Origin of the sequence: Propionivibrio sp. (assembly GCF_049316945.1) — a bacterium.
Classification (GTDB): domain Bacteria; phylum Pseudomonadota; class Gammaproteobacteria; order Burkholderiales; family Rhodocyclaceae; genus Propionivibrio.
Genome location: NZ_JBMOJE010000021.1, coordinates 34,781 through 52,661, shown reverse-complemented (window position 1 = coordinate 52,661; position 17,881 = coordinate 34,781). Strand labels below are relative to the sequence as shown.

Here is a 17,881-nt window from a genome sequence, read left to right as displayed (position 1 = left end):
ATGTTAAAAGACCTATTTGTTCAACGAACTGGATTCCGGGTCAAGCCCGGAATGAGCGCGAAGCCTGGCCTCGGGCCACGGTAAATCAATGGGTTAGCGGTAGAACAAATTTACCCTGCCCTGCAAGGCTACAAGACTGGCAATCTCGCAGATGGCCGAGGAGATAACTGAAGGAATAGCACAAATAGTTTCTCATGCGAAAATTTGTTGATTAACTCAAGCAATGCCAGCAATACTCAACATCCTGGGTTTCCGCTTTTTCTTCTTCAGCCAAGAAGGCGCAGAACCGCCACACATCCACGTCGAGCACGGCGACAAGGTGGCGAAATATTGCTTGAACCCGGCTAATCTGGCCATGTCCGAAGGTTTGAGAAGCCACGAGCTAACCAAGGTTCGCGCCTTGGTCATTGAGCATCGAGGGCTTTTTTTGGAGAAATGGAATGAATACTTTAGCGGTCAGGTTGGACTCTCACGCTGTAGACGTGCTGATCAACGAGTCGACACTGCATTTCGTGCTGGCAGACGGCCGGGAAATCTCTGCGCCCTTGGAGTGGTTTCCTCGCTTGCGGGATGCCACAGAAAAGCAGCGCCACAACTGGCGGCTAATCGGGCTGGGAATCGGGCTGGGAATCGGGCTGGGAATCGGGCTGGGAATCGGGCTTGGAATCGGGCTTGGAATCGGGCTTGGAATCGGGCTTGGAATCGGGGTGCATTGGCCGGAAATCGATGAGGATATAGCGGTTAGCACTTTGATGAGGAGCCACTAGCAATCACAAGACTCCCTTTATCACCGGGGTGAAGTCAGACCACTGCTCAATTCGGAAGGCGCGAATGTCACGCACAGAACGAGGAAACCAAGCTTGCGCTTTCAGCGACTGTAGCGCGACAAACAGTTGCGCCATGTTTTCATCTTCAGTCACGTACAGACTGCCTTGAACACGACAAAATCCTTACTGCGCCAGCGTGGCGCCAATTTCGGCATACGCCTGCGATACACCCTTGGGGTGATATTGCTCAGTATCAGCCACCACCAGGTCAAATGCGATTGCGTACATCAGGCGGCTTTCGGGTCGTCTTGGACATGGGTGTAGCGATATTCCACTTCTTCGCTCGTTTCAAGAAGGCGCACGCGCATCATCCAGTCACCATCGGCGAGTCGTCGGACAGGTTCGATTACCTGATAAGCCGGCCCAAACGCGCCAAAAGTCTTGTAAGCCCCCAGCAGTGCTGGCGAAGGAAAAGAAGGGATGGTATGCATGACGACTCGTAAAGAAACTTGTGAAAATAAAGTGTAAATTAATTTTGATTTCCACACCGATTTTCTTTACTGATATGTGGCTGTTTTTTAGTGATATGAGCCGCTGAGGACGGTGGTAAAACAACCCCTCGTTTTCTTGACTCGGCAACGTGCCTATCTGGCGCTGCCCGCGGGCGTCTCTGAACTCCAGCGGAACGGCATCGTCAAGGTAATCTTCGTGCATCAAAGCAAAAGACGCGTTGTAGTTGGTGTCGAAATAGATCGACTCCCGCGTCCCATCCTCCAGCGTAACGTTCACTAAGAGGTCGTTCGGAATGAAAACACGGCTGCCGAATTCAGCATCAACGTCAGTCGTGACACGACTCGCCGTGTATAGATGAACTGCCATCCCTCCCGCCAAATACACATTGAGAGGACTACGCAGTGAAAGCCGTTCTTCAAGTTGCTTGAAAAGCGCTCTCAGACCCTCTGCCAGCGCAGTGCCGGTATGGAACATGTGGTTTGTCGGCATGGTTTCAGCGCCCATGAAGTTGATGACTCAGCATGTCACGCAGACGCGGCAGACTCAGAACCCAGCCATTCCTGACTACATCACCCGGAGTCAGTCGTTCATCGGGATGCGTGGCGAAATACTGCTCACTGGCCCGCATCAGGCTCGTGGATTCGCGGGGAAACTGCGACCTGACGACCATCGCCGCCAACTGGAACATATTGGCCTCGCGTTGATCCTGGGCTGTCGGCACCGATTCCCGTGCGGCCACGGCACACCGGGTTAGTAGCGCGGCTTCAACTTCTCGGGCAGTCATAGAGCCTCTGTTTACAACAGACTAATACGATTTTAGATAGCCGTTATCCGAAAACGTCGTATCGGTGCGCGCATTGACAACTCAAGACGAACGGTCGAGAACGAGATTGGTCTCCGCCGGCTGAGTAGCGGCATTGACGTTGTCTCAGGCCCTGCTTTAAACTAAGGCAACGAAAGGAAGATAATATGAGCGAAGTAGAAAACTTGGTTTTGGAGCACCTGAAGCGCATTCAGACAGATATATCGGCGCTGCGGGAAGATAATTCGCAGATAAAGATGCGGCTTTCGTCTATCGAAAGTGGCATTGCTCGAATAGCACGCTCCGAAACGGAAAACTACGCCGAAATCATCCAAGACCGGCATTCAGTGGATCGGTTGCAAGAACGCATCTTGCGTATCGAACGCCGATTGGAACTTACCGACCACTAACCTCTCGTACGCCGGGCTTTCTGTCCGGCGTACCTTTCTGTTCCCCCAACCAATCGGCCTATCTGGCAAAAACGATGATCAGTAGCCCCGTGCATTCCAGGGATAAGACCAAAAAGAATGGTGGTCGTCTATTGTCTCCCCTACAGCATTTTTTGTATGGCGGTCATAAAGCCAAGTGCCGCAACGATCAACACGCCAATTTTGATCGTCAGGTTCAATTCAAGCTCTTTCAAATCTCGCCTGGTGGCCACCTCGGCAACATTAAGGGCATTCTTTAAAGCGTCGTTGATACCCTCGGCCTGATCGTCACTAAACCCCTTGGCTTTTAGCTCTTTGACGAGTTGATGCGTATCAAAAGTAATCGTCGACATACTCGACTCCATTATTTATTTAGGTGATTTGGTTCTGCCAGCAGGAACATGGTAGCGCTCTTCTTGCTTATCACCCAAAAAATCAACAAGAGTCCGTTCCCTATTGCACCGCCGCAGTATCTACTTCACTCGGCAGCTTTTCACCTCTGCACCACGCTTGCCACATGCGCCGGAATAGCGACTCCAGTCGTTGTAGGGTGTGCAAATTTTAATTTGCGCACGCTGTCATCCGGGATATCCGGCGCGCACCATTTTAACGATCAGCACCGGTGCGCAAATGGGATTTGCACACCCTACAGGGCTTTTTATCCGAAGCCCGTGAACAGGCGATCTACAAGACAAAGGCCCGGAGACCGGCTATTCAAGCCATTCTCCGAGCCTTCAATATCAAGATCACCAACTGGCGCGGTTCCTAGTCCTGCTACATATGGTTAAGACCAAAAAAAACGTGGTCTGTCCCCTATTTTCGCTATTTTCCCCTTTAACGATCAGCACCGGTGCGCAAATGGGATTTGCACACCCTACAGGGCTACAGGGCTGACCGAAGGAAATGCAGAGCCGCAGAGGTTTCGCAGAGATAACCTTTAAAAACAATGGGGTTTCTCTGCGTTTTCCAGGATAATCGCCCCTTCCCCACCCCATCTCACGGCCTCCGCATGCTCCCTCTCCGCTGGCACCTGCGCTTTAGCCTGGCGGCATTGTGCCTGATGCTGATTGTGCCCTTTCTCAATCCGCACCATTACAACCCGATCCCCACTTTCTATCAGGAATGGAGTGCCGTCGCCTTCAGTCTGCTGGCGCTCACCTTGCTGCTGCGGCGTGAAATCCTGAATCAGCTCGAAGTGCCGGCCATTGCCTTGTTGCCGCTCGGAATTGGCGCCTTGCTGCTCGCCCAGTTCGCCACCGGCAGCGTCGAGTTTCTCAGCCAGGCGCTGATCTTCCTCCTCTACCTGCTGTGGGCGATGTTCATGCTGATTATCGGCGGCGCACTGCGGCAACGGCTGGGGCTGGACGGGCTGGTGACGCCGCTGGCCTTTGCCTTGCTGAGCGGCGGATTGCTGGCAGCCGGCCTGCTCGGCTTGCAGTTGAGCAGCAGCCCGCTCGGACTTGGTTTTGTATTCCAGCGCGCTGGCGGCGGTGGTATCGGCAATCTCGCGCAACCGAACCATCTGGCCAACTACCTGTGGCTTGGGCTGGCCTCGGCCATCTATCTGTACGGGCAGGGCCGCCTTGGCAAGCTCACCTTTGCCCTCAGTGCGTTGCTGCTGCTGAGTTGCGCCAGCCTCACCGGGTCGCGCAGCGTGCTGCTCTATGCGACCGGATTCGCCCTGCTTTCCGGCTGGGCAGCCTGGCATTACAAACTGCCGGCGCTGTATAAAATAGCGCGCGTCGCGCTGCTGCTTCTGCCACTCACTTTTTTAATCCAATTCACCTTTTCTTACTTCGATCTGGCTAATTTACTCGGCACCTCGGTATCGGGCGAACGCTTCTTCCGCGAAGTCAGCGGCCCCTCGATGCGCCTGCAATTGTGGCGCACCGGGCTGGCCATTTTCGCCGACCACCCCTGGCTGGGCGCCGGTATCGGCCAGTTTCCATGGAACTTCTACATTCTTGTCGGAGCGCAGGCCGATGGCACCTACATCGGCGGCGGCGAACATGCGCATAACCTGTTCATCCAGCTGCTGGCCGAGTTCGGCATTATTGCGCCGCTGCTGGTGCTGCTGCTCGGTTGGCGCTGGTGGCTTGGTTTCGTTGGTCAGAACTGGACGCCGGCGCACTGGTGGATTGCCGCCGTGCTGCTGGTTGAAGCCGTGCATAGCCAGCTCGAATACCCGCTGTGGTACACGTTTTTCCTCGGCATTGCTGCGCTCGCTTTCGGTGCCGGGAGCACCGGAAGCCGCGCCACGATTCGCCCGAAAATCAGCCGCCTGGGGCGCCTGATCGTCGCCCTGATGCTGCTGCTCGGCGGGGTAACGTTATTCACGCTCGGCAATGACTACCGTACCCTGGAACGAACGCTCAACACGCGCTGGCAAGGCGGCCAGCGAGACCAGGAGACATGGGACAAGCACCTCGCTACGCTGGCCCGGCTGCATCGCGAATCCCTGCTCAGCCATTATGTCGAACTGGTTTACGCCTACAGTCTGGCGGTGGACCGCGACGCGCTGAAAGAAAAGATTATCGTCTCGCAGCACGCCATCAGCTTCTCGCCGGTAGCCAAAATCACCTTCAACCTGGCCTGCCTGCTGGCGCTCGATGGCCAGGCCGAAGAAGCACAACTCGCTCTGCGCCGCGCCTTGGGAACCCATCCGGATCAGCGCGCGAAAGCCCTCCGTCAGATCAAGGATCTGCTCACGACCTACCCGGAACTGAGCCCGCTGCTCGAACAACTGGAGACAGTGGATGAACCTGGAAAAAGCAGTTGACCACGGCCGTTGTAGGGTGTGCAAATTTTAATTTGCGCACGCCGTTTGCCGGGAGAACCGGCGCACAGCATTTTAACGATCGACCCACGCGCCCAAATGGGATTTGCACACCCGACAAGGCTCGGCATACGACGCATTTCATCCAAAGCCCGTAAACAGGCGATCTACAAGACAAAGGCCCGGAGACCGGCCATTCAAGCCATTCTCCGAGCCTTCAACTCCAAGATCACCATTTGGCGAGGCTTGCAGACCAACGCCCTATTGATAAAACCAAAAACCGTGGTCTGTCCCCTATTGTTCGTTTATGTTTGGCGAGGCTTGCAGACCGACGCCCTATTGATAAAACCAAAAACCGTGGTCTGTCCCCTATTGTTACCAAAAAAACCTTCGTCTGCCCTATGTCCCCCTTTCTTGTTCCATTAACTAGTGCAGATGATCGTTGCATTAGCAGTCTTTGTGGTGTCGTCACTGCTTTTCAAGGTGCAGATAGCCGTCTCCCCTGGAAGAGGCGAAGAACAATCCGCCTCTGTGCCTATTGAAGCGTGAGCATTGGACAAAGCACTCGTCGTTCCAATCAAACCGGTTCTCGAATTCTCAATCAGAGTCTTACAAGAGCCGGCTGCGGACAACGATTGGGCCGCAGCAGAACTAATCTGATACTTTGAGTAATTTAGCGCAGAAGACGACGATACCGCAGCCGCTACGCCTTGCACGGCAGCCTGAGCTGCATCGCCCTTCAGATCAACAAACTTCGGCAGCGCCGTCGCCGCCAGAATTCCAAGAATCACGATGACTACGACCAGCTCGATCAGGGTAAAACCCTTTTGAATGACCTTCATTTCAAAATTCCTTAGTTAATTCCCACCCCACCGGGTGGCAGCGCCACCCGGTGTCAGCCGTTTCTGATTACAAACAATTATCACGTGTTGCTGTACCGCTGTAGGTAGGCGGATTGCTCGATGTTGCATCTGTATAAGTGAACATGCAGCTGGCGCCGGCATACCCAAACGGCGTAACCTTGGCCACACCGAGGGTGGTAGTTGCATCGGTTTTATAATCAGTCGCCAAACCCGCCAAGCCTTCAATCTCAGCTGCGGCAGGATAGCCATTTACGTAAGCAACGCTCACCCCCTCAATCATGATGGCTGAATCCGCTCTAGTAGCAGCCGAGTAGTTTGCAGGTTGCCCAGCAGCTAGCGCAGCGGCATGTGCCATGACCGATGCCGCCTTGACTGAGCCCAGCGCGCCTTTCATCGTTGACAAGCGCGCATCGCCCTGCACGGCCGCAAACTTCGGCAAAGCAATCGCCGCCAGGATGCCGAGAATGGTGATGACCACCACCAATTCAATCAGTGTAAAACCACGTTGTGTCTTCTTCATATAGATCTCCCTGGTAAAGAAATTAACAGCCGGAAATTGTCAGCCCGCTGATCGTCGCAGCGACGTTGGCGGCTGGTGGCTGGGTGTAGTTGAAATAACAGTTTGCTGCGTCCGTTGCGCCGACCACCTGGAATGTGGCTATTCCGCCTCCTTGTACATAAGAATATCCTTCGGCTTCCAGTTGCAGCTTGGTCGGGTTGAAAATCCCGGTCAAACCCGCCGCTGAGAGGATGCCGGGATCGCCACCAAAGTCCGTCACCGCGGGGTAACCATAAACCATGAAAATCAGGCCGTTCTCCGAGCAGACGCTGCCGCTGACCCCGGTGCTGTTGCTGGCGATGCCGCCCCCGGCGGGGCAGGTTGCCGGGTCGGCAATGCCGCCGCGCGACAGGCTGGTGGCATGGACCAGCGCCGCCGCTGCTAAAACGCCGCCGCGTGCCGCCTGCAACTTGGCAATACGCGCATCGCGCTGCAGGTTGATGAAGCGCGGCAGTGCCACGGCGGCCAGAATGCCGAGAATGATGATGACCACGATCAGTTCGATCAGCGTGAAGCCGCCTTGTCGTGGCCTTGTCCGTGGTGCTTGTTTTGCTCGCATACGCTATCTATCGGCTCTGGAGTTTATAACTTTAATCATAATTTTTCATATTAGACTACATTCAAAAGCTATTGTAAGTATTTAACGGTAAAGAAATTTTAATTATTTCACGGTATTTATTTGCTGCCTTATTCACGAATCAGGCCGACGCCGGCCAATACGCCTGCGGTGTTGGCGCCGGTGATACCTCGGGTGAGTCGAAACCGAGCCTCACCGCTGCTCCGGAAACGATAGACCAAGACTTCGGTCCGGGTGTCAAAGTACCAGACGTTACGTGCCGCGGGCGCCGCATCGAGTTCGCCCAGGTAAGCTTCAGGCACGCGCCCGATCCAGCGTAGCGGGTTGGCGCTTTGCGGCAGGTCGCCACCAAACGCTTCGCGATGCGCCAGGCGGTCCAGCAATTCCACGCGGATAGCCGCAGCCTCCGTTTGCACCATTGCTTCTTCAATCTGCATTCGTGAACGTTCCAGCGCCGGCAGCAAAAAAGACGCCAGCGCTGCAATTATCACCACGACAATGGCGAGCTCGACCTTGCGGCGATTGCTTTCAGCCATTTTGTTAACGCTTCATCGCCACTTTGCCGAGATCCCACATCGGCAGGAAGATGCCGAGCGCCAGAATCAGCACGAGAATACCGAGCGCGACGATCAAAATCGGCTCGATCTGCTGGCCCAGCGTCTTCAGTTCGTATTCGACTTCCTGCTGATACATGCCGCCGATCTCATCCATCATGTCGTCAACGGCACCCGATTCCTCGCCCACGGCGACCATTTGCATCACCACCGGGGTGAAGATGCCGGCGCTGATTGCCGAACGTAGCAGGCTTTCACCGCGCTCGACGTTTTCGCGCATGCCCTCGATGCGCCTTGCAATAAAGGCGTTATCGACGGTTTGCGCCGAGTTGGAAAGCGCCTGCATGACCGGCACGCCGCTGCGCATGCCAAGCGCGAAGCTGCGGGCGAAGCGTGATAGCGCGGCCTTGTGCAAGATCTTGCCGGCAATCGGGATCTGCAGCGACATGCGGTCCCAGTCGTGCCGGCCTTTGACGGTGGCCACCCAGGCGCGAAAGGCAAACGCGGCGCCAACCACACCACCCAGCATCACCAGCCAGTAGTTAACCATGAAGTTGGAAAAGCCGAGCAGGATGCGCGTCATCAGCGGCAACTCGGCGCCAAAGCCGGCAAAGACCTTGGCAAAGGCGGGAATGACGAAAATGTTGATGACGACAATGGCGCCCGCCATGGCCATTATTACGAAACTCGGGTAGCGCAGCGCCGACTTTACCTGCTCGCGCATGTAACGTTCGAACTCCAGGTGCTCAAACAAACGGTAAAACACTTCTTCAAGCAGACCGGTGGATTCGCCGACGCGAATCATCGACAGGTAGAACGATGAGAAAACACGCGGATGCCGGGCCAGCGCCTGTGATAGCTCGCGCCCGCCTTCCAGGCTTTCACGCAATTCGGCGATCACCTGCTTCATCGCCGGGTTGATCGCCGCTTCCTGCAAGCCGCTCAAGGCGCGCAAGATCGGCACCCCGGCTTTGAGCAGCGTATGCATCTGCCGGCTGAAGAGCAGCAGGTCGATATGCGTGACCTTGGGCTTGAACAGGTTGGCATTCAGGCCGGAGGTCGATTTGGCGGCCTTGGCTGCGGTCTCCTTGATGGCGACGGGCGTTAAGCCCATGCCGCGCAGAAGATCGACGATGGCGCCCGAATTGGCGCCTTCGAGTATCCCTTCGACGAGCTGGCCGGCGGGGTTACGTCCTTTGTAGGTAAAGGTTGGCATGGTCAGGTGGCTATTTTTTTACCACGGCGTGCACGGTGGGCAGCGCGAAGCCTCCCTGAAGAGGGACAGCGAAAAGCTTTTTAAAGGGCGACATGCTTTATTCCTTCTTTCATCAGCCGTTTATTGAAGTTCAGGAGCAAACCTCTTTTCAGTTTCAGCAATCGGAGATAGGTCATGGTCTGCGCCAAGTGGCTGGTCGACAACTCGTCTACTGCTTTCAGTTCAATCAGCAAACGCCCATCAACAACCATGTCGGCACGAAAACCAAGACCCAAATCATGCCCTTTATAGATTGCTTTAACATCAACCTGCCGCTCGAAAGCAATACCTCTGTCAGAAAGCTCAAAGGCCATTGCTTGTTCGTAGACTGACTCCAACAAACCCGGCCCAAGCTGTCGATGTACCTCGAATGCCGCATCAAGCGTCAAGGTAATAATCTCATTTGAACAATCCAGCAACTGGTTTTCGCCGTCGCTCTTCGGGTAGTTCTCGCCGTGCCCGCCGTCCCTCTTCAGGGAGGCTTTGCGCTGTTCGCCGTGGTTAAACAAAGCCTTTAATCCTCAAACTGATTACTGATGCGCATGGCTTCGTCGATGGTCGTGCGACCTTTCACTACCAGGCGCACGGCATCGCGGCGCAGGGTTTCGCCGGCCATCTGCTTGCGTGCCGCCTGGACAAAGCTCCCGGTGTCGTCGATGTTGATCGCTTCGACGATGTCGTTGGTCATTTCAAGCATTTCGTAGACGCCGGTGCGCCCGGTGTAGCCGGTTCCGCCGCAATGCCCGCAGCCCTTGCCTTGCACGTATTTACGCTGGTCGACGGTGTCGCCCAGTTCGTAGCGCAGCCATTCGTGTTCGTGCGGTGCCGGCGTATGCGGCGCCGCGCAGTTTTCGCAGATCACGCGCACCAGTCGCTGCGCCAGGACCAACTGCAGGGACAACGCGACCATGTAGCGCGGCACGCCCATGTCAAGCAGGCGGATCGGCGTGGAAATGACGTCGTTGGTGTGCAGGGTGGACAGCACCATGTGGCCGGTAATGGCCGCGCGCAAGCCGATTTCAGCGGTGGTCTGGTCGCGCATTTCGCCGACCAGCACGATGTCCGGATCTTGACGCAACGCGGAGCGCAGGACGCGCTCGAAGGTGAGCTCGATCTTGTCGTGCACCTGCACCTGGTTGATGCCGGGCAACCGGTATTCGACCGGGTCTTCAACGGTGATGATCTTCTTCTCGGTAGTGTTGAGTTCGGACAGCGCAGCGTAGAGCGTCGTCGTCTTGCCGCTACCGGTCGGTCCGGTGACCAGCACCATGCCACTCGGGCGACGTATTGCATGGCGCAGGCGCTCGAGGGTGTGCGGCGGCATGTTGAGCCCATCCAGCCCGAGCAATCCGGTGTTCTGGTTAAGCAGACGCATCACCACCGACTCGCCGTACTGCGTCGGCATGGTCGATATCCGCACGTCCACCGGATTGCTGCGCACCTTTATGGCGAAACGACCGTCCTGCGGCAAGCGCTTTTCCGAAATGTCGAGACTGGACATCAGCTTCAGACGCAGCGAGAGCGCCGAGGCGATCTTGGCATCGGCTTCCATCTGCACATGCAAAACACCGTCGATACGGAATCGGATGCGCAGCGATTTTTCCTGCGGCTCGATGTGGATGTCGGAAGCGCGCGAACGCATGGCTTCTTCGAATACCGTTTGCAGCAGCTTGACGACTGGCGCTTCCTCGGCTCCGGTGGCCGTTCCCAGCAAATCGCCGAATTCGACCGGCACATCGCCAAGGTCGGCGGTCAATTCCTTGGCCAGGCCGCTGATTTCTTCGGTGCGCCGATAGACGCGATCGATCAGCGCCAGCAACTGGCTCTCGGCAACCACCGCCAGATCGATGTCACAACGCAGTATACGAACAATTTCGTCGTACGCCTGCAGGTCGGTAGGATCAACCAGGCCGACCCGCAATCGGCCGTTACTCTCGTCCAGCACTACCGCCCGGAACCGCCTGGCTTGCGCCTCAGGCAGCAGGTTGATCAGTTGCTGCTCGGGATTGAATTGCTTGAGGTCGACGAAGTGAATCTGCAACTGCCGGGCCAGTGCCTGCGAAATCGCCTCTTCCGTAACAAAGGAACTTTCGACGACAATACGACCCAGCTTGCGGCCGCTGCGTTTTTGCTCGTCAAGTGCGAACTTGAGCTGCTCATCGGTGAGCAGGCCTTGTTGAATGAGCAGATCGCCGAGGCGGATCTTTTCCGGCCGTGCCATTGCAAGCTCCAGTAAGTTTAGAGGTAACTACGCTAATCTTTTGATTTTAGCTGATTTTAAAAATAACCAGCGTATTTTTTGGAGTCCGTTTTGACTGCAGTTGTATTGTTCCAACCCGAGATCCCGCCCAACACCGGCAACGTGATCCGTCTGTGCGCCAATACCGGTGCCGAACTGCATTTGGTGGAACCGCTCGGTTTTCGCTGGGAAGACCGGTCGCTGAAGCGCGCCGGCCTCGATTATCACGAGTTTGCGCGCGTGTTCCGCCACCCGGACTGGGCCGCCTGCAAAGCGGCATTGGCCGGACGTCGCCGCTTCGCCATCACGACGCACGGCGGGCGGCCGTACGACACCCCGACTTTCCGCAGCGACGATGTGTTTGTTTTTGGCCGCGAGACGAGCGGACTGCCGGATGCGGTGATGGCCGAATTTCCTGAAGAGCAACGCTTGCGCCTGCCCATGCTGCCCGGGCAGCGCAGTTTGAACCTGTCAAATGCGGTGGCCGTAACCGTATTCGAGGCCTGGCGGCAGGCGGGATTTGCGCAAGGGGTTTAACGGCTCACGTTGCCGGTAAGTTGTTTTTCCAGGCTTAAGCTTCAATAATGCAAGAAATTTTGAGGGATACACCATGACCAAACGCAAAGGCATCATCCTCGCCGGTGGCTCCGGCACCCGGCTTTACCCGGCGACGCAGGTAGTCTCCAAGCAACTGCTGCCGATCTTCGACAAGCCGATGATCTACTACCCGCTCAGCACCCTGCTGCTAGCCGGCATCCGCGAAGTGCTGGTGATCTCGACGCCGCAGGACACGCCGCGCTTCGAGCAATTGCTCGGCGACGGCCACCAGTGGGGAATCGGCATTTCCTATGCCGTGCAGCCCTCACCCGACGGCCTGGCGCAAGCCTTCCTGATCGGCGAAGACTTCCTTGGCGACGACCTCTCGGCGCTGGTGCTCGGCGACAACATCTTCTACGGCCATGATCTGGCCGGGCTGCTCAAGAACGCCAACAGCCGCACGGCGGGCGCCTCGGTCTTTGCCTACGCGGTGACCGACCCCGAACGTTACGGCGTCGTCGAATTCAACAGCGACGGCCGCGCCATCAGCCTCGAAGAAAAACCGACCGCGCCCAAGTCGCGCTATGCGGTGACCGGCCTCTATTTCTACGACCAGCAGGTGGTGGAATTGGCCAAGTCGATCAAGCCTTCGCCGCGCGGCGAACTGGAAATCACCGACCTCAACCGCCTCTACCTTGAACAAGGCACGCTCGACGTCGAGACCATGGGCCGTGGCTACGCCTGGCTCGACACCGGCACCCACGAATCGATGCTCGAAGCCAGCCAGTTCATCCAGACCATCGAACGCCGGCAGGGCCTGAAGGTCGCCGCACCGGAAGAAATCGTCTGGCGCCACGGCTGGGTCGACGATGCGCAACTCGAACGGCTGGCGCAACCGCTCGGCAAGTCCGGCTACGGCCAGTACCTGCTCGGCCTGCTGCAAGAGAAGGTGCGCGGATGATAGTCACTTCGTGCGCCATTGCCGACGTGCTGCTCATCGAACCGAAAGTCTTCGGCGATGATCGCGGCTTCTTTTTTGAGAGCTACAACCAGCGTACCTTTCGCGAGCTTTCCGGGCTGAACGTCGATTTCGTCCAGGACAACCACTCGAAGTCGGCGCGCAACGTGCTGCGTGGCCTGCATTACCAGATCAGGCAGCCGCAAGGGAAGTTCGTCCGCGTGGTGGCCGGCGAGGTGTTCGACGTCGCGGTGGACATCCGCCGCAATTCGCCGACCTTCGGCCAGTGGGTCGGCGAGATCCTGTCCGCCGACAACAAGCGGCAACTATGGGTCCCGCCGGGAATGGCGCACGGCTTCGTGGTACTCAGTGAGAGTGCCGAGTTTTTGTACAAGACGACCGACTACTGGGCGCCGGAGCACGAACGCTGCATCGCCTGGGATGACCCGACGCTGGCGATCGAATGGCCGGTATTGAATGGCGCGCCGCTGCTTTCGGGGAAGGATGCGATGGGGCAGGCGTTTCTGCAGGCGGAGGTGTTTGAGTGATTGGCGGCCCTCTCCCCCGACCCCTCTCCCACAAGTGGGCGAGGGGAGAAAGATAGCTCCCCTCGCCCGTTCCACGGGAGAGGGGTCGGGGGAGAGGGCCGACCACGGACCTTATGAACAGTCGATCTACAGGCTATGCATGTGAAGAATGCCGTATTCATTGGCTTTCCAGCTAGCCTAGCTGTAGAACGCCTGTTGACGTGGCTTCCAGAGCGATAGATGGCAATAATCAACGCCGCCCCCATCACGCGCCAGCGCTTTCGGAAGGTGTTTCGGATTGCGCGCTCCCATTCAACCGCAAAAATTTGTTTCGAACCAGCGCCGCAATAGTCCGAACGGACTAGGTCGCTGCATCGCATCGGCATGACAAATCGCGGATAATGCGGCCTCACCCACAGGAGTACAGCATGAGCATTCTGGTTACCGGCGGTGCCGGCTATATCGGTTCCCACACTTGCGTCGAACTGCTCAACGCCGGCTATCAAGTCACGGTGTTCGACAATTTCTGCAACAGCCATCCGGAAGCGCTGGCGCGGGTCGAGCGCATCACCGGCAAGAAGCTTGGCCTGGTGCGTGGCGATGTGCGCGACCGTGAGGCCCTGGTCGCGGCATTGCGCCAGAGCCAGGCGGGCGCGGTGATCCATTTCGCCGGACTCAAGGCGGTCGGCGAGTCGGTGGAAAAACCGCTCTTGTACTACGACAACAATGTCGCCGGCACCCTGCGCCTGCTTGAAGCGATGCACGAGTGCGCTGTGAAAATCCTCGTCTTCAGTTCCTCGGCCACCGTCTATGGCGACCCGCAGCGCCTGCCGCTGACCGAGGATCATCCGCTGTCGGCGACCAACCCCTACGGGCGCAGCAAGCTGATGATCGAGGACATCCTGCGTGATTTGCATCTCAGCGACCCGTCCTGGCGACTTGGTCTGCTGCGCTATTTCAACCCGGTCGGCGCTCATGCCAGCGGCCTGATCGGCGAAGACCCGCAGGGCATCCCGAACAACCTGCTGCCCTTCGTGGCGCAGGTGGCCGTGGGTCAGCGCGAATACCTCAATGTGTGGGGCGATGATTACCCGACGCCGGACGGCACCGGCGTGCGCGATTACATCCATGTCGTCGATCTCGCGCTCGGTCACCTCAAAGCCCTGGCACGCCTGCGGAAACACGCCGAGTGCCTGACGGTGAATCTGGGCACCGGCAGCGGGTACAGCGTGCTGGAGATGGTGCGCGCCTTCGAGCAGGCCAGCGGGAAGCCGGTACCATACCGGATTGCAGTGCGTCGACCGGGCGATATTGCCTCCTGCTACGCCGAGCCGAAGCTGGCGCTGGAGTTGCTGGGCTGGCAGGCCGAACGCGGTCTGGATGCGATGTGCGCCGATGCCTGGCGCTGGCAGAGCGGGAATCCGCAGGGATTCGGCGCATGAGAACCGGACATTTGTCTTGCTTACCAACTTTTCTTAGGGAAAATCGATGCACTCACTGATCCCAGTTGTTCTCTCCGGCGGCTCCGGCACGCGCCTGTGGCCGCTTTCGCGCGAAAAATATCCGAAGCAGTTGCTGCCGCTGATCGGCGATGACTCGCTGCTGCAAGCCACGGTGCGCCGCGTCGAGGGGCTGGCCGGCGTCAAACTCGGGGCGCCGATGGTGGTGTGCAACGAGGAATACCGCTTCGTGATCGCCGAGCAACTGCGGCTGATGGGCCAGCAGGGCGCCATCCTGCTCGAACCGTTCGGGCGCAACACGGCGCCGGCGCTGACACTGGCCGCGCTGGCTGCAATGCGCGACGGCGACGACCCGATCCTGCTGGTGATGCCGTCCGACCACGTGATTCTGGACACCCCGGCGTTTCAGGCCGTAGTGCGCCAGGGCGCGGCGCTGGCCGATGAAGGCGCGGTGGTGACCTTCGGCATCACGCCGGATTCGCCGGAAACTGGCTATGGCTATATCCAGTCCGGCACGCCGTTTGGCGAGTGCGGCGCACGCTCGATTGCGCGCTTTGTCGAGAAGCCCGATCTGGCTACAGCACAGGCTTATCTGGATGAAGGCACCTATTTCTGGAACAGCGGCCTGTTCATGATGCGCGCTTCGGTGTGGCTGTCGGCGATCGACACCTGCCGCGACGATATCCTGACCGCCTGCCGCGCCGCTTGGGAACAGGGATCATGCGATGGCGAATTCCTGCGCGTGGACAAGGACGCTTTCGCGCTGTGCCCGAAGGATTCGATCGACTATGCGGTGATGGAGCGCATTGCTGCCGGCGAAGGCGCGTTGCCGTCCGGCGTGGTGATTCCGCTGGCCGCCGGCTGGTCTGACGTCGGTGCCTGGGATGCCCTGTGGGAGGTGCTGCCCAAGGATGGCGAGGGCAATGTGGCGCAGGGCGACGTGCTGCTCTACGACTGCAAGAACACTTTGGTCATGGCCGAAGGTCGCCTGGTCGCCTGCATCGGCGTCGAAGACCTGATCGTCGTCGAAACCCCGGATGCCATCCTCGTCGCGCACAAGAGCAATACACAGGACGTGAAGAAGATTGTCGACCACCTCAAGCGCGAGGGTCGCGCCGAGGGACAGTTGCACCGCAAGGTGTTCCGCCCGTGGGGGTCGTACGACGGCGTCGATGCCGGCGAGCGCTTCCTGGTCAAGCGCATCATCGTCAATCCGGGCGCCTGCCTGTCGCTGCAGATGCACCACCACCGCGCCGAACACTGGATCGTCGTGCGCGGCACGGCCAAGGTGACGCGCGACGGCAAGAGCTATCTGGTCTCGGAAAACGAATCCACCTTCATCCCGCTCGGCACCCAGCATCGCCTGGAAAACCCGGGCCGCCTGCCGCTGGAGATGATCGAGGTGCAGTCCGGTTCGTATCTGGGCGAGGACGACATCGTGCGTTTTGAGGATGCTTACGGGCGCTAGCTTTTTTCCGGAGGTCGTTTATCCTAGAAAAAGCAATTCGTCCACGAAAAACACAAAAAGCACGAAAAGAATCAAGGAGATAATAAGTTGAAGATCGCCACCCAAAGGGTGAATATAGAAAATGCATCAAGCTCCTGTTTTTGTTCGTGTCTTTCGTGATTTTCGTGGATAGACTTAGGTTTATCGGTTTAATAAGAAGCGGATGCCAGAGTCGTTCTGAGCAGTTCCGAAACAACGCCTTCGAGCATCTTGTGCTGCTGGGCATTGAGCAAAGCGCCTTGCTCATCAAAGGCCTGCTGCGCCAGCGGCAATGACATCTGCCCTGGCGTGACGAGAACGCCGATGCCGCTGAGCAGGACACGCAACGCGGGGAGTCCGCGAATGCCGCCCAGGGCGCCGGGTGAGGCGGCGAGCAGCGCGGCGGTTTTACCGGTGAACGGCGAAGAAAATCCTTCCTGCGGACGCGTTGCCCAGTCGATGGCGTTTTTCAGCAGTGGCGTGAAGAAGCCGTTGTATTCCGGCGAGGCCACAAGCAGCGCGTGATGCTCGCGAATCGCCTGCTTCAGACGAACGGCTCCTTCCGGCAGGCCGGAAGCGGCTTCGAGATCGCCGTCATAAAGCGGCAGCGCCAGTGCGCGCAGATCGAGAACGGTCACCTCGGCGCCCTGTTTGCGAGCGATGGCAACGGCGGCGTCGAGCAGTCGCTTGTTGACGGAATCCTTGCGGCTGCTGCCGGAGATGGCGAGAAGTCTGGTTTTCATGGTAAATCCTTTGGGCTGGATGGTAATGGAACTAAAAACCTTCATTTAAGCAATCGCCGCCGCGTCAGCACGGTAGCGATGCAGAAGGCGACGATGGCGATGGCCAGCAGTGCAGCGACGTGCCCGATGGCATTGCCTGGCACTTCGCCAAGCAGCAGCGGGCGGGCGAGCAGTACGGCGTGTGACAGCGGCAACCAGGTGGCGACCGTATGCACCACGACCGGCAGTTGATCGGCAGGGAAGAAAACGCCGGAGACGAGCAGCATCGGCGTGATGAACAGCGTGAAGTAGTACATGAAAAAATCGTAGGACGGGGCCAGCGCGCAGACGATCAGGCCCATGGCGGCAAAGGCCAGGCCGGTGAGGAAGATGACCGGGATCACCCACAGCGCCAGCGGCGACGTGGTCAGGCCAAGCGCGACGATGACGATCAGGATGGCCAGCCCGGAGAGCAGGCTTTTGCTCGCCGCCCAGACCAGTTCGCCGGTCAGCACATGGTCGAGCGAGAGCGGCGTGTTGAGGATGGCCTCCCAGGTTTTCTGCACATGCATGCGCGAAAAAGCCGAGTAGAGCGCCTCGAAGGTGGCCGCATTCATGGTGCTGGCGACCACCGTGCCGGCGGCGAGGAAGCTTACGTAACTGACACCGCTGACCTGCGGCAACATGCCGCCCAGCCCGTAGCCGAGTCCGAGCATGTAGATCAACGGATCGGCCAGGTTGCCGAGCACCGAAGGAATCGCCAGCTTGCGCCAGACCAGAAAATTGCGCCGCCACACCGGCAGCCAGCGCAGACCGGGGCGTGGGAAGGAATAGATGGTGGGTGTATGCATGGTCAGT

At 58.1% G+C, this 17,881-nt stretch carries 22 protein-coding genes and 1 pseudogene; 9 read left to right on the top strand and 14 right to left on the bottom strand.

The genetic code is table 11. The annotated features are described in order from the left end of the window. Positions 1-223: 223 nt before the first annotated feature. Together ACOYNV_RS07150 and ACOYNV_RS07145 are read left to right on the top strand one after the other, a co-directional pair. Positions 224-382: pseudogene (locus tag ACOYNV_RS07150) on the top strand (DUF4160 domain-containing protein); the annotation flags it as partial. A gap of 58 nt (positions 383-440) precedes the next feature. Beyond that, positions 441-767, top strand: a complete 327-nt coding sequence (locus ACOYNV_RS07145; protein WP_422899065.1) for a DUF2442 domain-containing protein — start codon at positions 441-443, stop codon at positions 765-767. Between the two features lie 3 nt (positions 768-770). On the opposite strand, the gene ACOYNV_RS07140 is transcribed toward ACOYNV_RS07145, so the two are convergent. From ACOYNV_RS07140 to ACOYNV_RS07125, 4 genes are all read right to left on the bottom strand, one after another. Beyond that, the gene (locus ACOYNV_RS07140; protein ID WP_422899064.1) at positions 771-920 is read right to left on the bottom strand and encodes a hypothetical protein; all 150 of its coding nucleotides are present in this window, start codon (positions 918-920) and stop codon (positions 771-773) included. Between the two features lie 134 nt (positions 921-1,054). Then, complete coding sequence (locus ACOYNV_RS07135; RefSeq protein WP_422899067.1) at positions 1,055-1,174, bottom strand: DUF5397 family protein; 120 nt, start codon at positions 1,172-1,174, stop codon at positions 1,055-1,057. Then, a complete protein-coding gene (locus ACOYNV_RS07130) occupies positions 1,143-1,784 on the bottom strand; it encodes a hypothetical protein (protein WP_422899063.1) in 642 nt (213 codons plus the stop codon). Before ACOYNV_RS07130 ends, ACOYNV_RS07135 begins: the two co-directional genes overlap by 32 nt. Continuing rightward, positions 1,774-2,064 carry a hypothetical protein gene (locus tag ACOYNV_RS07125; protein ID WP_422899062.1) on the bottom strand — a complete coding sequence of 97 codons (291 nt, stop codon included), beginning with the start codon at positions 2,062-2,064 and terminating at the stop codon, positions 1,774-1,776. The genes ACOYNV_RS07130 and ACOYNV_RS07125 overlap by 11 nt, the downstream gene beginning before the upstream one ends. A gap of 185 nt (positions 2,065-2,249) precedes the next feature. Between ACOYNV_RS07125 and ACOYNV_RS07120 the strand changes: the two genes are divergently transcribed. Further along, positions 2,250-2,492 carry a hypothetical protein gene (locus ACOYNV_RS07120; RefSeq protein WP_422899061.1) on the top strand — a complete coding sequence of 81 codons (243 nt, stop codon included), beginning with the start codon at positions 2,250-2,252 and terminating at the stop codon, positions 2,490-2,492. Positions 2,493-2,632: 140 nt separating this feature from the next. Here ACOYNV_RS07120 and ACOYNV_RS07115 read toward each other — a convergent pair whose 3' ends face one another. Then, a complete protein-coding gene (locus ACOYNV_RS07115) occupies positions 2,633-2,863 on the bottom strand; it encodes a hypothetical protein (RefSeq protein ID WP_422899060.1) in 231 nt (76 codons plus the stop codon). 656 nt (positions 2,864-3,519) lie between these two features. Here ACOYNV_RS07115 and ACOYNV_RS07110 point away from each other — a divergent pair. Next, positions 3,520-5,289 (top strand): Wzy polymerase domain-containing protein, encoded by a 1,770-nt coding sequence (locus tag ACOYNV_RS07110; RefSeq protein WP_422899059.1) that lies wholly within the window; start codon positions 3,520-3,522, stop codon positions 5,287-5,289. A 419-nt stretch (positions 5,290-5,708) separates the two neighbouring features. On the opposite strand, the gene ACOYNV_RS07105 is transcribed toward ACOYNV_RS07110, so the two are convergent. The 7 genes from ACOYNV_RS07105 to ACOYNV_RS07075 form a co-directional block, all read right to left on the bottom strand. Further along, positions 5,709-6,128, bottom strand: coding sequence for a pilin (locus tag ACOYNV_RS07105; protein ID WP_422899058.1), 420 nt, complete (start codon positions 6,126-6,128; stop codon positions 5,709-5,711). Between the two features lie 67 nt (positions 6,129-6,195). Then, a complete protein-coding gene (locus tag ACOYNV_RS07100; protein WP_422899057.1) occupies positions 6,196-6,669 on the bottom strand; it encodes a type II secretion system protein in 474 nt (157 codons plus the stop codon). A gap of 22 nt (positions 6,670-6,691) precedes the next feature. Further along, the gene (locus ACOYNV_RS07095) at positions 6,692-7,267 is read right to left on the bottom strand and encodes a prepilin-type N-terminal cleavage/methylation domain-containing protein (protein WP_422899056.1); all 576 of its coding nucleotides are present in this window, start codon (positions 7,265-7,267) and stop codon (positions 6,692-6,694) included. Positions 7,268-7,395: 128 nt separating this feature from the next. Then, a complete protein-coding gene (locus ACOYNV_RS07090; RefSeq protein ID WP_422899055.1) occupies positions 7,396-7,821 on the bottom strand; it encodes a type II secretion system protein in 426 nt (141 codons plus the stop codon). 4 nt (positions 7,822-7,825) lie between these two features. Continuing rightward, positions 7,826-9,055 (bottom strand): type II secretion system F family protein, encoded by a 1,230-nt coding sequence (locus tag ACOYNV_RS07085; protein WP_422899054.1) that lies wholly within the window; start codon positions 9,053-9,055, stop codon positions 7,826-7,828. 80 nt (positions 9,056-9,135) lie between these two features. Next, positions 9,136-9,603, bottom strand: a complete 468-nt coding sequence (locus ACOYNV_RS07080) for a GxxExxY protein (protein WP_422899053.1) — start codon at positions 9,601-9,603, stop codon at positions 9,136-9,138. 5 nt (positions 9,604-9,608) lie between these two features. Then, complete coding sequence (locus ACOYNV_RS07075) at positions 9,609-11,315, bottom strand: GspE/PulE family protein (RefSeq protein WP_422899052.1); 1,707 nt, start codon at positions 11,313-11,315, stop codon at positions 9,609-9,611. 90 nt (positions 11,316-11,405) lie between these two features. On the opposite strand from ACOYNV_RS07075, the gene ACOYNV_RS07070 reads away from it, so the two are divergent. From ACOYNV_RS07070 to ACOYNV_RS07050, 5 genes are all read left to right on the top strand, one after another. Beyond that, positions 11,406-11,870 carry a tRNA (cytidine(34)-2'-O)-methyltransferase gene (locus ACOYNV_RS07070; protein ID WP_422899051.1) on the top strand — a complete coding sequence of 155 codons (465 nt, stop codon included), beginning with the start codon at positions 11,406-11,408 and terminating at the stop codon, positions 11,868-11,870. Between the two features lie 73 nt (positions 11,871-11,943). After that, positions 11,944-12,831, top strand: a complete 888-nt coding sequence (rfbA, locus tag ACOYNV_RS07065; protein ID WP_422899050.1) for a glucose-1-phosphate thymidylyltransferase RfbA — start codon at positions 11,944-11,946, stop codon at positions 12,829-12,831. Continuing rightward, entirely contained in the window at positions 12,828-13,376 is a 549-nt protein-coding gene (gene rfbC, locus ACOYNV_RS07060; RefSeq protein WP_422899049.1) for a dTDP-4-dehydrorhamnose 3,5-epimerase, read from the top strand. Before rfbA ends, rfbC begins: the two co-directional genes overlap by 4 nt. 407 nt (positions 13,377-13,783) lie before the next feature. Beyond that, positions 13,784-14,797, top strand: a complete 1,014-nt coding sequence (gene galE / locus ACOYNV_RS07055) for a UDP-glucose 4-epimerase GalE (protein ID WP_422899048.1) — start codon at positions 13,784-13,786, stop codon at positions 14,795-14,797. 46 nt (positions 14,798-14,843) lie between these two features. Then, the gene (locus tag ACOYNV_RS07050; protein WP_422899047.1) at positions 14,844-16,283 is read left to right on the top strand and encodes a mannose-1-phosphate guanylyltransferase/mannose-6-phosphate isomerase; all 1,440 of its coding nucleotides are present in this window, start codon (positions 14,844-14,846) and stop codon (positions 16,281-16,283) included. Positions 16,284-16,471: 188 nt separating this feature from the next. On the opposite strand, the gene ACOYNV_RS07045 is transcribed toward ACOYNV_RS07050, so the two are convergent. Then, the gene (locus ACOYNV_RS07045; protein ID WP_422899046.1) at positions 16,472-17,044 is read right to left on the bottom strand and encodes an NADPH-dependent FMN reductase; all 573 of its coding nucleotides are present in this window, start codon (positions 17,042-17,044) and stop codon (positions 16,472-16,474) included. A gap of 41 nt (positions 17,045-17,085) precedes the next feature. Continuing rightward, positions 17,086-17,874 carry an ABC transporter permease gene (locus ACOYNV_RS07040; RefSeq protein ID WP_422899045.1) on the bottom strand — a complete coding sequence of 263 codons (789 nt, stop codon included), beginning with the start codon at positions 17,872-17,874 and terminating at the stop codon, positions 17,086-17,088. Positions 17,875-17,881 lie beyond the last annotated feature (7 nt).